The 12,603-nt window shown below is 73.4% G+C and carries 12 protein-coding genes; 5 read left to right on the top strand and 7 right to left on the bottom strand.

Annotated features, from left to right (window positions below):
• Positions 1 to 10: 10 nt before the first annotated feature.
• From hisB to hisD, 3 genes are read right to left on the bottom strand one after another with little or no spacing between them, the layout of a single operon-like run.
• Entirely contained in the window at positions 11 to 604 is a 594-nt protein-coding gene (gene hisB / locus AC5P1B_RS16075) for an imidazoleglycerol-phosphate dehydratase HisB (RefSeq protein ID WP_493887807.1), read from the bottom strand.
• A complete protein-coding gene (locus AC5P1B_RS16080) occupies positions 601 to 1,719 on the bottom strand; it encodes a histidinol-phosphate transaminase (RefSeq protein WP_493887808.1) in 1,119 nt (372 codons plus the stop codon). The genes hisB and AC5P1B_RS16080 overlap by 4 nt, the downstream gene beginning before the upstream one ends.
• Positions 1,716 to 3,107 (bottom strand): histidinol dehydrogenase, encoded by a 1,392-nt coding sequence (gene hisD / locus AC5P1B_RS16085; protein ID WP_493887809.1) that lies wholly within the window; start codon positions 3,105 to 3,107, stop codon positions 1,716 to 1,718. Before hisD ends, AC5P1B_RS16080 begins: the two co-directional genes overlap by 4 nt.
• Before the next feature lie 179 nt (positions 3,108 to 3,286).
• Between hisD and AC5P1B_RS16090 the strand changes: the two genes are divergently transcribed.
• The 4 genes from AC5P1B_RS16090 (at position 3,287) to AC5P1B_RS16105 (ending at position 7,060) form a co-directional block, all read left to right on the top strand.
• The gene (locus tag AC5P1B_RS16090) at positions 3,287 to 4,888 is read left to right on the top strand and encodes an oxidoreductase (protein WP_493887810.1); all 1,602 of its coding nucleotides are present in this window, start codon (positions 3,287 to 3,289) and stop codon (positions 4,886 to 4,888) included.
• A 602-nt stretch (positions 4,889 to 5,490) separates the two neighbouring features.
• Positions 5,491 to 6,231: an LON peptidase substrate-binding domain-containing protein gene (locus AC5P1B_RS16095; protein WP_493887811.1), complete on the top strand. Its 741-nt coding sequence runs from the start codon at positions 5,491 to 5,493 to the stop codon at positions 6,229 to 6,231.
• An 87-nt stretch (positions 6,232 to 6,318) separates the two neighbouring features.
• Positions 6,319 to 6,846 carry a Cys-tRNA(Pro) deacylase gene (gene ybaK / locus AC5P1B_RS16100; protein WP_493887812.1) on the top strand — a complete coding sequence of 176 codons (528 nt, stop codon included), beginning with the start codon at positions 6,319 to 6,321 and terminating at the stop codon, positions 6,844 to 6,846.
• 139 nt (positions 6,847 to 6,985) lie between these two features.
• Positions 6,986 to 7,060, top strand: a complete 75-nt coding sequence (locus AC5P1B_RS16105; RefSeq protein WP_493887934.1) for a hypothetical protein — start codon at positions 6,986 to 6,988, stop codon at positions 7,058 to 7,060.
• Between the two features lie 443 nt (positions 7,061 to 7,503).
• Here the strand turns inward: AC5P1B_RS16105 and AC5P1B_RS16110 are convergent, their stop codons facing one another.
• From AC5P1B_RS16110 to AC5P1B_RS16125, 4 genes are all read right to left on the bottom strand, one after another.
• On the bottom strand, positions 7,504 to 8,286 hold the full coding sequence (locus AC5P1B_RS16110; RefSeq protein ID WP_493887813.1) for an AAA family ATPase: 783 nt from the start codon (positions 8,284 to 8,286) through the stop codon (positions 7,504 to 7,506).
• A 56-nt stretch (positions 8,287 to 8,342) separates the two neighbouring features.
• On the bottom strand, positions 8,343 to 9,185 hold the full coding sequence (locus AC5P1B_RS16115) for an ABC transporter permease (RefSeq protein ID WP_493887814.1): 843 nt from the start codon (positions 9,183 to 9,185) through the stop codon (positions 8,343 to 8,345).
• A gap of 217 nt (positions 9,186 to 9,402) precedes the next feature.
• Complete coding sequence (locus AC5P1B_RS16120; RefSeq protein WP_493887935.1) at positions 9,403 to 10,383, bottom strand: ABC transporter ATP-binding protein; 981 nt, start codon at positions 10,381 to 10,383, stop codon at positions 9,403 to 9,405.
• Between the two features lie 127 nt (positions 10,384 to 10,510).
• Positions 10,511 to 11,824, bottom strand: coding sequence for an NYN domain-containing protein (locus tag AC5P1B_RS16125; RefSeq protein WP_493887815.1), 1,314 nt, complete (start codon positions 11,822 to 11,824; stop codon positions 10,511 to 10,513).
• Positions 11,825 to 12,081: 257 nt separating this feature from the next.
• Here AC5P1B_RS16125 and AC5P1B_RS16130 point away from each other — a divergent pair, with 257 nt between their 5' ends.
• The gene (locus tag AC5P1B_RS16130) at positions 12,082 to 12,255 is read left to right on the top strand and encodes a hypothetical protein (protein ID WP_493887816.1); all 174 of its coding nucleotides are present in this window, start codon (positions 12,082 to 12,084) and stop codon (positions 12,253 to 12,255) included.
• Positions 12,256 to 12,603 lie beyond the last annotated feature (348 nt).

The raw sequence follows: 12,603 nt of genomic DNA on the forward strand, positions 1-12,603 counted from the left end.
GCGGAGACGCTCACAGGGCACCCTTCGTGGAGGGAAGTATCCCTGCGGCGCGCGGGTCCCGTTCGCTCGCGTAGCGCAGGGCGCGGGCGAGGGCCTTGAACTGGCACTCCACGATGTGGTGCGCGTTGCGCCCGTACGGGACGTGGACGTGCAGGGCGATCTGCGCCTGCGCGACGAAGGACTCCAGTATGTGGCGGGTCATCGTCGTGTCGTACGAGCCGATCATCGGGGCGATGTTCTCGGGCTCGGTGTGCACCAGGTACGGGCGGCCCGACAGGTCCACGGTGACCTGGGCCAGCGACTCGTCCAGCGGCACGGTGCAGTTGCCGAATCGGTAGATCCCCACCTTGTCGCCGAGCGCCTGCTTGAAGGCGGCGCCGAGTGCGAGGGCGGTGTCCTCGATGGTGTGGTGGGTGTCGATGTGCAGGTCGCCCTCGGTCTTGACGGTGAGGTCGAAGAGTCCGTGGCGGCCGAGCTGGTCGAGCATGTGGTCGTAGAAGCCGACCCCGGTGGAGATCTCGGTTCTACCGGTGCCGTCGAGGTCGATTTCGACCAGGACAGACGTCTCCTTGGTGGTGCGTTCCACTCGTCCTGCGCGGGTCATCGCTTGCTCTCTTTCAGTACTGCGCGAACCGCGTCCAAGAACGCGTCGTTCTCCGCCGGGGTGCCCGCGGTGACCCGCAGCCACCCGGGTACGCCGTTGTCCCTGACCAGCACGCCGTGGTCGAGGATCGCCCGCCAGGTGGCGTGGGAGTCGGCGAAGCGACCGAACTGGACGAAGTTCGCGTCGGAGTCGGTGACCTCGCAGCCCATGGCGCGCAGCTCGTGGACCAGCCGGTCCCGCTCGGCCTTGAGCTGTTCGACGTACCCGAGCAGGGTAGCGGTGTGTTCGAGCGCGGCGAGCGCGGTGGCCTGGGTCACGGCGGACAGGTGGTAGGGCAGCCGCACGAGCTGTACGGCCTCCACGACCGCCGGGTCCGCGGCGAGGTAGCCAAGGCGCAGCCCGGCGGCGCCGAACGCCTTGGACATGGTGCGGGAGAGCACCAGGTTCCGGCGGCCCGCGATCAGCGGCAGCAGGGACGGCTGGTGGCTGAACTCGCCGTACGCCTCGTCGATGACCACCAGCGCGCCGCCGGTCCCGGCCCTGGCGGCCTGCGCCGCCTCGTACAGCGCCAACGTGGTGCCGGCGTCCACGGCGGTGCCGGTCGGGTTGTTCGGCGAGCAGACGAAGACCACGTCGGGGCGCAGCCGGGCGATCTCCGCCGTGGCCGCTTCGACGTCGATGGTGAAGTCGTCGTTGCGGGGTCCTGAGATCCAGCCGGTGCCGGTACCGCGCGCGATCAGGGCGTGCATCGAGTACGAGGGCTCGAAGCCGATCGCCGTGCGCCCTGGGCCGCCGAAGGTCTGGAGGAGCTGCTGGATGATCTCGTTGGAGCCGTTGGCGGCCCACACGTTCGCCGTGCCGACCTGGTGTCCGGCGGTGCGGGAGAGGTAGGCGGCCAGCTCCGTGCGGAGCTCGACCGCGTCCCGGTCCGGGTAGCGGTTGAGGGTGCGGGCGGCCTCGGTGACCCGTTCCGCGATCCGGGCCACGAGCGGCTCGGGCAGCGGGTACGGGTTCTCGTTGGTGTTGAGCCGCACCGGGACGTCGAGCTGCGGCGCACCGTACGGGCTCTTTCCGCGCAGTTCGTCCCTGACGGGGAGATCGTCGATACCGGTCACTTGCCTTGCGGGACCTTCCAGTCGGCGGCGTCGTTGACGACGCCCGCGGCCGCGGGCTGCGGCACCTTTCCGTCGAACCTGGCCTTCAGCGCGGCGCCGTGCGCGGGCAGGTCCTCGGCCTCGGCGAGCGTCACCACGTGGCCGGTGACGTCGGCGAGCGCGTCGCGTGAGTAGTCCACGACGTGGATGCCGCGCAGGAAGGACTGCACGGACAGGCCGGACGAGTGGCAGGCGCAGCCGCCGGTGGGCAGCACGTGGTTGGACCCGGCGCAGTAGTCCCCGAGGGAGACCGGCGCGTACGCGCCGACGAAGACCGCTCCCGCGTTGCGGACCCGGGCGGCGACCTGGGCGGCGTTCCTGGTCTGGATCTCCAGGTGCTCGGCGGCGTAGGCGTTCACGACGGCCAGGCCCTGCTCCAGGCCGTCGACGAGCACGATGCCCGACTGCCGCCCTGCCAGCGCCTCGGTGATCCGCTCCCGGTGCTTGGCCGCGGCGACCCGCGTCGCCAGCTCGGCCTCGACCGCCTCGGCCAGCGCCTCCGAGTCGGTGACGAGCACGGCGGCGGCCAGCGTGTCGTGCTCGGCCTGGCTGATCAGGTCGGCGGCCACGTGCCCGGCGTCGGCGCTGTCGTCGGCGAGGATCGCGATCTCGGTGGGCCCGGCCTCGGCGTCGATGCCGATCCGGCCCTTGAGCAGACGCTTGGCCGCGGCGACCCAGATGTTGCCGGGGCCTGTGACCAGCTGGGTGGGACGGCACTCCTCGGTGCCGTACGCGAACATGGCGATGGCCTGGGCGCCGCCCGCCGCGTACACCTCGTCCACGCCGAGCAGGGCGCAGGCGGCGAGGATCGTCGGGTGCGGCAGACCGCCGAACGCGGCCTGCGGCGGCGAGGAGACCGCCAGCGAGGAGACCCCGGCCTCCTGTGCGGGCACGACGTTCATGACGACGGACGACGGGTAGACGGCGTTCCCACCGGGTACGTACAGACCTACACGCTCAACGGGCACCCAGCGTTCGGTGACGGTGCCGCCGGGGACGACCGTGACGGTGTGATCGCTGCGGCGCTGCTCGCGGTGGACCAGCCGGGCGCGCCGGATGGACTCCTCCAGCGCGGCCCGCACGGCGGGGTCCAGGGTCTCCAGAGCGCCGCTGATCGCCTCGACGGGCACGCGGACCCGGTCGATGCGCACACCGTCGAAGCGCTCGGCGTAGTCGATCAGCGCGGCGGTGCCACGATGCTGCACGTCGTCACAGATCGGCCGCACCTTTTCCAGGGCGGCTTCGACGTCGAGCTCGGCACGGGGCAGCAGGTCGCGGTCGATGCCGCCGTCGGCGTCCGGAGAAGCTCCGGCCCCAGCGGCACCACGCAGATCGATTCGGGAGATCACGCGATCAATTGTCTCAGACGTGTCCCGAGGCCCGGCGCACCGTATCAATCGGTGATACCGCGCCTCCAGGTTGATCCTGACCAGCAGTGTTCAACCGGTCACAGAGCGGGCATGAAACTCGTACACACGTACGGACACACAGGTAACACCAGGCACGCTATTGAGGAGGAGATGCGGCAGTGACGGAACCACATGACGGGGACCCGCCCTCGGGGCTGGATCTGACACCCGCCGAGTGGGGTATGTGGCAGGCCTTCCGTACTGGCAGCACCTTCGACCTACGCTCCCCCAACACCCACCGCAACGACCCCACCGGGCCGCACCCCTGGGGGCTTGAGCGCAGCGTGCGGGCCCGGGTGCTCGCGGTGCTGCTGCTGGAGCCGCCGCCCGCGCAGCCCGGCCGCGTGACCGCGCTCAAGCTCAACGGCGCGCACATCACGGGCACCCTGAAGCTCGCGGGCGGCACCATCAGCCCGTATGTCGAGCTGCGCAACTGCCGGTTCGAGCAGGAGGTCCTGCTCCCCGAGAGCCGGTTCACGACCCTGCGGATGGTCGGCTGCGCGATCCCGAGGATCGAGGCGGCCCGGCTGCACACCGAGGGCGATCTGCACCTCCCGCGCTGCACCGTCGACCGCGGCATCCGCCTCACGGACGCGCACATCGGAACAGACCTGCTGCTCAACCAGCTGGTGGTGCGCAAGGACCGGTACGGCAGATCCATCGCGGCCGACGGCCTCAACGTCGTCCAGGACTTACAGGCCGAACTGATCGAGTCCTACGGCGAGCTGACCATGCGCGGCGCGCAGATAGGCGTCTCGTTCAGCCTGCGCGGCAGCAAGCTGCGCAATCCGTACGGCCGCCGGGCCTTCAACGCCCCGCAGCTGAGCGTGGAACGCACGCTGTATCTGACGGCCGCTGGTCTCACCGGCTCCCCCTTCTCCACCGGCACCACCCCGCCCTACGGCACGCCCGTCACCCCCGCGCGCGGCATCCGCACCCAGCGCTTCGAGTGCGAGGGCGGCGTCAGGCTCGACGACGGGCGGTTCGGGGACGCGATCGACTTCGACCAGGCCCGCTTCACCATGGAGCCCGACCAGGAGCTGTCGCTGCGCCGCGTCCAGACCCCCGAGCTGCGGTTCCTGTGTGAGCGACAGCACAGCGGGCGGGTGGTGCTCTCCGGCGCGAAGGTCGTCAACCTGGTCGACAAGTCCACGAGCTGGCCGGGCCCGGGCGGCCTGGCGATGGCCGGATTCTCCTACGAGACGCTGATCCCGCGCGGTCACTTCCCGCTGACCCGACGGCTGGACTGGATCGCGGCCGCGACCCCCGAGTACGCGCCGGAGCCGTACGAGAAGCTGGCCACCGCCCTGCGCGGCAGCGGCGAGGACACCGACGCCCGCGAGGTGCTGCTGGCCAAGCAGCGGCGCCGCAGGGAGACCCTGCCGCTGGCCGGGAAGCTGTGGGGCTACCTCCAGGACTGGACGGTGGCGTACGGCTACCGGCCGGGCCGGGCGGCGGTGTGGATGGCCGTGCTGTGGGCGATCGGGGCCGTCTTCTTCTCCCAGCACCGGCCGGACCCGATCAAGAGCGGCGAGGGCCCGCACTGGAATCCCGCGTTGTACGCGCTCGACGTGCTGCTACCCGTCATCGATCTGGGCCAGGCCGGCTACTGGACACCGACGGGGGCGGCGCAGTGGGCGACGTCGGTGATGGTGCTGCTCGGCTGGGTGCTGGCCACCACGGTCGCGGCGGGGGCGTCCCGGCTGCTGCGACGCAATTAGCCGTGTCCGGCGGATCACGCGGGATGGCGGGGAGAGTTCCCTGTCCGTGCGTCGCGGGCCGCGGGTGGGTGGTGGCTGGTCGCGCCGTTCCCCGCGCCCCTGACGGGGCACCCACCTTCGCCGTGGCAGGGCTGACTCCCCTGAGCCCCCTGGTGGGGCCTGGGAGGCCTCCATGCGCGATCCGAGCCGGGCACGCACGCGCGCTGCTGCTGATCTGCCGCCCACCACGCCGCGTCCGGCGGATCGTGCTGGGGAGAATCCCTGTCCGTGCGTCGCGGACCGCGGGTGCGTGGTGGCTGGTCGCGCCGTTCCCCGTGCCCCTGACGGGCGCACCCTGCGGTGGGCCAGGGCTGCTTCCCCTGGGTCTGGCGGCTGGGAGGCCAAGGGGAGGGCCAGCCGCCGCCGCGACGCGCCCGCGGCCCGGCGGGGGCGGTCCTCGGCAGGGCCCGCGACCGCCCCCGCGCGCCGGGAGGTCGCGGCCCCGCCGGGGGCGCGAACCGGCCGCCTGACGGCGGTGTCAGGCACCCGCGCGAAGCCACTGGGGCCACCGGGACGGACTGCGCGGGCGGCATAAGCGGAGCGGGCCATTAGGCTTACCCGTCGTGACTGCCGCGCGCCTGCCACTCTTCCCGCTGAACACGGTGCTGTTCCCCGGGCTTGTGCTGCCCTTGAACATCTTCGAACAGCGGTACCGCGCCCTGATGCGCGACCTGTCGGCGCTGCCCGAGGACGAACCACGCAACTTCGCCGTGGTCGCCATCCGTGACGGCCGCGAGGTCGCGACGACCGCCCCCGGCATGCCCGACCCGACCGCCGAGCCCGAGCGTGGCGCGACCGCCGGGTTCGGCGACGACCCGATAAGGGCCTTCCACACGGTGGGCTGCGTCGCCGACGCGGCCACCATCAGGGAGCAGGAGGACGGTTCCTTCGAGGCGGTCGCGACGGGCACCACACGCTTCAAGCTGCTCTCCGTCGACGCCTCCGGCCCCTATCTGACCGCCGAGATCGAAACGCTGGAGGAGGAGCCCGGCGACGGCGCGGGGGCGCTGGCCTCCGGTGTCGTACGGGCGTTCCGCACCTACCAGAAGCGGCTCGCCGGGGCCCGCGAACGGTCCGTGACCACCGAGCAGGACCTGCCGGGCGAGCCGTCCGTGCTCTCGTATCTGGTCGCCGCCGCCGCCGTGCTCGACGTACCGGCCAAGCAGCGGCTGCTCCAGGCGCCCGACACGGCCAGCCGCCTCGCCGAGGAACTGAAATTGCTGCGCACCGAGGCAGCGGTCATCGGTAAGCTCCCGTCCCTCCCCATGGTCGACCTGACCCGGCGGCCGACCAGCCCCAACTGACCGGGGCGACAGCTCAGGCGGACGCCAGGGGAGACATCAGGCGGGACGTCAGGCGGGACGTCAGGCGGAGCACCAGGGGGACACCAGGTGGGAAAGAAGTCACAGCAGCGGTCGAAGGCGAACAAGCAGCCGCCCGGCGCCACCCCGGCGACCGTCGTCCTCACCGAGGCCGGTACGGACTTCACGCTGCACAGCTACGCCCACGACCCCGCCGACCCCGCGTACACCTCGTACGGCGAGGAGGCCGCCCGCGCGCTGGGCGTCGATCCCGGCCAGGTCTTCAAGACCCTCGTCGCCGACGTGGACGGCACTCTGACGGTCGCCGTCGTCCCCGTCTCGGGTTCGCTCGACCTGAAGGCACTGGCCTCCGCGGTCGGCGGCAAGCGGGCCACGATGGCCGACCCGGCGGCAGCCGAGCGCGCCACCGGGTACGTACGCGGTGGCATCTCACCGCTCGGCCAGCGCAAGCGCCTGCGCACCGCCCTGGACGCGTCCGCTTCCGGCCATGCCACGGTGTGTGTCTCGGCGGGACGGCGCGGCCTTGAGGTCGAGCTCTCCCCCGCCGACCTCGCCGCCCTCACGGACGCGGTGATCGCTTCCATCGCACGCGCGTGATCCGCCCCGCCGCCCGCGGCTGAGCCCCCTCACATACGACCCGGACACGGCTGAACCAGCCCCTCGACGTCCGCCGCGCCCTCCGGTACGACGAAGGGGCGGACGCCGCGCGCGCGTTCCGCGCCGGGGAGGGCGTCCCATGTCCAAGAAGACCCGCAAGCGCCGCTGGCGTCTGAAGAAGGGCAAGGCCAACCACGGAAGGCGTCCCGCCTAGGTCCCGCCTAGGTCCCGCCTAGGTCTGGTCCGGGAGATCGTGCTGGGGAGGGGGAGCTGGGCAGCCCCTGTCCGTGCGTCGCGGACCGCGGGTGCGTGGTGGCCGGTCGCGCAGTTCCCCGCGCCCATGAGTGCCCAGCCCGATGCCGGGCACGTGTGCTCCCCCGGGACACACTCCTAGCGGTGCCCGCGCCGGTGCCGCCACGGCGGCACCGGCAGCTGTGGCCGGTCGGCCGGTCCCACCGGACCCCGGGGAAGAGGGGGAGGGGCCGGGAACGTCGGGTCGCGGTGGCGGCGGAGCGGCAGGGCCGCGATGCGTCCGCGCGTGCCAGGTTCTCGCGGGTCCGCTCCCCCGGTGTTCCCTCCGTGGGAGCGCATTCAGCCACCCGTCCGCCCATGGGCGCGCCGCTCATCCGCGAGCGCCCACGGCCCCGGCCGGCAGCGCTACGCGCCGCCGCCCGTCGGGGCCTGCGCGTCGCGCCGTGCCGGGTGCGGCGGCAGTTCCGGCTCCGGGTCGCGCGGGCCGAACAGGCCGGTGAGGGCCAGCTGTACCACCATCGCGGCCACCGGCCAGGCCAGCAGCGCGCCCTTGGCCTCCAGCTTCAGCGGGCCGTCGAACGGGACGCGGTCGCCCGCCTCCCGGGCACTCGCCGCGAGGTCGGTGTCCGGGCCGAGCCAGACACCGAGCCGCCAGGCGAGCACCGAGCCGAGGATGCCGCCGACGGCGAGGGCGAGGACCAGGAGGATGCCGCCGGAGCGGCGGAGCAGGAAGACGACGGCCGCTGACAGCGCGCCCATTCCGAGCGCCAGCAGGACGAACGTTCCGTCGCCGCCGATCGCCTCCTCGCCCTCGGAGTTCTTGAGGTAGACGACATTGCCGTTGGCGATCAGCGACACGCGCGGCGCCAGCCACAGCCACAGCAGGCCGAGGATCACCCCGGCGGCGGTGACGGCGGCGGCGACCACGGCCGCCTCGCGCATCTCCACCGCCAGACCGGGCCCCTGGTCGGGCGGCGTCGCGCCGTGGGAAGTGGCGGGATACGCCGGATACGGCTGGGCGCCGGGCCGCGCCGGGTCGTGCGCTTCGGCGGAGTGCTCCGGCCCCGGCCGCGCGTCCTGCGGCGCCCCGTGGTCCGCCCCGGACCCGGCGGACGGCTTCCGCCAGGGGTCGCCGGAGGGGGGCTGGTGCGGCGGGTTCGGTTCGGAGGGCGTCAACGGTGCGTTCACTCCGTCATCGTGCCAGGTCGGCGGCGTGCGCTGGTCGGCAGGCCCGTCGCGGCGCGTCACCGCACCGCCGCACGGCGGTACGCCCACGTGGCGGCGGCCAGCGACACGACACCGACGGCCGCGCAGATCCCCAGGTCAACACAGACGGCGAGCCAGTCGGGCCGGGCGTCGAAGGAGCGGGCCAGCGCCTCCACCCCGTAGGTGGACGGCAGGAGATCACGCGCGTACTCCACCGGAGCGGGCATCCGTTCGGCGGGCAGCACGCCGAGCAGCAGCGCGGCGGACATGCCCAGCTGGCCGCAGAGCGTGGCGAGTTCAGGGCGGGGCGCGAGCAGGCCGAGTGCCGCGCCGAGCCCGGCGAGGGCCGCTCCCGCCAGCGGGATCACCGCGATCAGCACCCACAGGTGGGTCATGGGGAGCTGGAACAGCACGCTGCCGACGACAGCCGTGATCACCGTCCCCGGGACGGTGAACGAGGCGTACGCCCCGGCCGCGCCGAGCACGACGGCGGCGGGCGGCACGGGCAGCGTCGCGTAGTGGTCGAGCCCGCCGCTCGCCCGGAGCTGCCCGAAGTACTGGGCGAGCAGGTTGAGCGCGACGAAGGCGACGACGAGCACGCTGGACCCGGCGACCACGGCCCGCGCCTCGCTCCCGCCGTCGACGACCCCGCGCATCAGGACCATGATGCCGATGGACTGGAAGGTCGCCACGAACAGCAGCGGGATGCGGGCGACCCGCGCCCGCGACAGCTGGGCCCGGTACACGGCGGCGAGCGCGGGCAGCAGCCGCGCCCGCGCCGCGAGCGGGGCGGCCTCGCGCACGCCAGGCCGGGGCCTGGCGTCGTCGCCTGGCCCCGTCGTGGCACGGGTGGGCACAGCCTCCGCGGACACGGCACTCACGTTGTGCTGCTCCTCTTCGCTACGACCTGGCCGACCACAGCACGATGTGCTGCCCAGCGGCCTGGTTTCCTGCGGCGTCCCCCGCAGCGTGTCATGCGCCCAGCCGTACGCGGCCCGTACGCGTGGCCCGGCAGCCGCCCGTACGCGCGAGCTGAAGGCCGGACCGGGCGGCCGGAGACCCCAGGCCCGGTGCCGCGAAGTCCTCGCTGGTGCCCGCTCACGCCTTCACCAGTCCTTCCGTGCCTTCCGCGCGGCCGCCCAGCGCGAGATAGACGTCCTCCAGGCTGGGCGTGGTGAGCGTGAAGTCGTCCAGCGCGGCGAACGCGGGACCGCCGGTCACCGCGGCGATCACCGCGCGCGCCTCGTCCGGCGCGAGCCGCAGCGTCCAGCGGCGTCCGGCGGCGCGGGCGGCGTCCTTCAGGGCCGCGACCTCGGGCACATCGAGCGGCGGCTGGTCCCGCCACACGAGATCCACCCGCACCTCTCCCGCGACGAGCGCCTTGAGCCCCGAGGGGGTGTCGCAGGCGATGACCTTGCCGCTGTCCATCACGGCGACCCGGTCGAGCACGGTCTCGGCCTCGATGACGTTGTGCGTGACCAGCAGCACGGTGGCCCCGCGCTCGGCCCGCCTGCGATCGATGGCCGCCCATACGGCGCGCCGCGCGATGGGGTCCATACCGGTCGTGGGCTCGTCGAGCACGAGCACCGGGCGCTCGCCGACCAGCGCCGCGGCGACACACGCCAGCCGCCGCTGCCCACCGGACAGCTTGCTGATGGGCCGCCCCGCGATCGCGGCGAGGCCCAGTTCGTCCAGGACGGCGTCCCGCTCGGCGCGCGCCGAGCGGGCGTCGAGGCCCCGCAGCCGCCCGGTCGTCTCGGCGGCGAGCGCGACGGTCAGCTCATCGAGGGCGCTGGATTCCTGGCCGAGGTAGCCGATGAGCCGGGAGGCCCGGTCCGGGTGCCGTACGAGGTCGTGGCCGAGCAGATCGACGCTGCCCGCGTCCGGCTTGAGGAGGCCGGTGAGCTGGCGGACGAGGGTGGACTTCCCCGCGCCGTTGGGGCCGAGCAGGCCGAAGATCTCTCCGCGCCGCACATCGAGGTCGATGCCGTCGCTGGCGCGGATGGCGGGCGCCGGTGGCGCGCCCCTGCGGGCGCGGGCGGCCGGGTAGGTCTTGACCAGGCCGCGCACCTCGCACACCACGCCGCTGCCCACCACCTTGCCCCCGGAGCCGCGCTCCGTCTGATCCGCGCCCGTCCTCACGAGCTACGAGGGTACGCGCCCGGCACCCCGCGCCGAGCGCCGGGGCCGGTCGAAGTGGCCGGTCCTAATCACCGGCCGGAGCGTGCTCGGCGGCCATCCGGGTGTCGATCTCCCGCCAGAAGCCCGCACGGATCGCGTAGCGGTCGTGCTCGTCGATCTGGTCGTCCTTGTGCGCGAGCAGTCCGAAACGCGCCGCGTAGCGCAGCAGCTCCCCGTCGATGCGGTGCGGAATCCGCGGGTACTCCGTCGACAGCTGCTGCACGTGGGCGTTGTCCGAGAGCCGCCCCATCCAGCGCCGGGCGAAGACCTGACCCACCTCGAAGGGGTCGCCGCTGACGGCGGTGATGTCCTCCTCCCGGTCGGCCCAGCGCTGCTCGGCGGTGGTGAGCTGGGCGAGCATCGGCAGCGAGGCCGTCTCGGGCGGCTCGCCGGTCGCCGAGGCGCCGCGCTCGACCCAGCCCTTGTCGGAGGACCAGCGCAGGGTGGCGCTGGGCGCGGGATGCGCGGCGGCCGCGGGACCCACCAGGGCGCCGGGGCGGCCGAGTCCGGCGAGGTCCTTCGGGGTGGGAACGCCCTTGGCCGTGGCCCGTGCGGCGGCTTCGTCGTCGGTCTCGCCGGGGGGCGGCTCGGGGAGGTCGTCGGGGGCCGTGTGGGGGGCGGGGCCGTGCCCGGCCGGTGGCCGGCCCGCGCCGTTGTGGCTGGGCGCGCGCCCGGCCTGGGGCCCGGCGGCGGCAGCGGCCGCGGCGGCAGCCGTCTCCGGCAGCGGCGCCGAGAGGATCGCGGCGATCTCCGGGCGGGGCACGGAGCTGGGCGCGCAGACACCGCTGAGCTCCTTGGCGCGTACCGCCTGCGTGATCCACTCCCGGTCCAGGACGCGCCGCTCATCCGCCTCGGCCACCAGGTCCTCGGACTGGTTGTAGTCGCCGTCGGCGGCTTGGACGGCCCAGAGGTGGACGGCGACGCCGTGTTCCTTGGCGGACATCAGGCCGGGGAGCAGGTCGCCGTCGCCGGTGACGAGGACGATGTCGGAGCAGGCGCGATTGCGGGCGAGCTCGGTCAGCTCCGCGTGCATGGCGGCGTCCACGCCTTTTTGCGCCCAGCGGCCGTCGCTGCGGGTCAGCGCGCCGAGCCGGACCGTGACACGGGGCATCACGCGCAACCGCCGGTGCTCGGGCTGCGGAACGCGGTCGGGGGCGCCGTCGAACCAGTAGATGCGCAGCAAGGCGCGTTCGGTATCGGCCTCGGCGCGGTCGCGCAGGCCCTTGATGAGGGCGGCGTGATCGACGGTGATGCGGGACCGGGCGGGTTCGCCCGCGAGCAGGCTCGCGGCGGCGCCCAGCAGATACCCGGCGTCCACCAGGACGACGCAGCGGTCCACGTTCCACCCTCTTTCGTCACAGTCCAGTGTGCGGCAGCCCCCCGGCACAGCCGTGCTTCGGCATTTTGCTTCGGCTTTCCTTTGAGTCTGCCCGACCGTACGGGGGTTATCAGTCCGAACTCGATCATCGGCGTGGCGGATACGGAAGGGCCGCGCCCATCCCGCGCCTCACGCACGGTAATTGCCCGAAATGCAGCGTTCTGAGACTCGTGCCAGGGTGACTTCTGGGGGGCAACCCTCTCACTGGAGGCACAACGATGGGCAAGCACAAGCGCGATCGGAATCAGCAGCGGGACCGCAGTAAAGCCGAGCAGGGGCAGGAGCGGGCGCAGAACTCGGCCATGGAGGCCCAGACTCAGCCGCAGACCCACGCCCAGGGCAGCCCGGCGGACGTGGCCCGCAAGCATCAGCGCCGGTTCGGCCACAACTGACCGGCCACCGGTCCCGTCCGGGCCCCGTCGTCGCGCCGCCGCCCGTCGCGGGCGTCCGGCGGCGCACCGGCTGAGCGCGGCGGGCCGGACCGGTCGCGTCATCGGCTGGGCGGTCAACGCCGAAGGGGCGCGCCGAGGCGCGCCCCTTCCGCTTGCCGTACGCGGGCCGACCGTACGCGGGACCGGCGCACGGGCGGACCCGGACCGCCAGGCCCGAGCGAAGGGCCCTGACACAGCGCGGCGGTGTGCCCCGTCAGGGGCGCGGGGAACCGCGCGACCAGCCACGACGCGTCCGCACTCAGCGACGCGCGGGCAGACGCACGGGCAGACGGACAGACAGGAGCCCCC

The organism is Streptomyces sp. A01 (assembly GCF_059026195.1).

Coding starts and splice junctions, on each gene's coding strand:
- AC5P1B_RS16130 (WP_493887816.1), top strand. CDS start 12,082: ATGGGCAAGCACAAGCGCGATCGGAATCAGCAGCGGGACCGCAGTAAA.
- hisB (WP_493887807.1), bottom strand. CDS start 604: ATGACCCGCGCAGGACGAGTGGAACGCACCACCAAGGAGACGTCTGTC.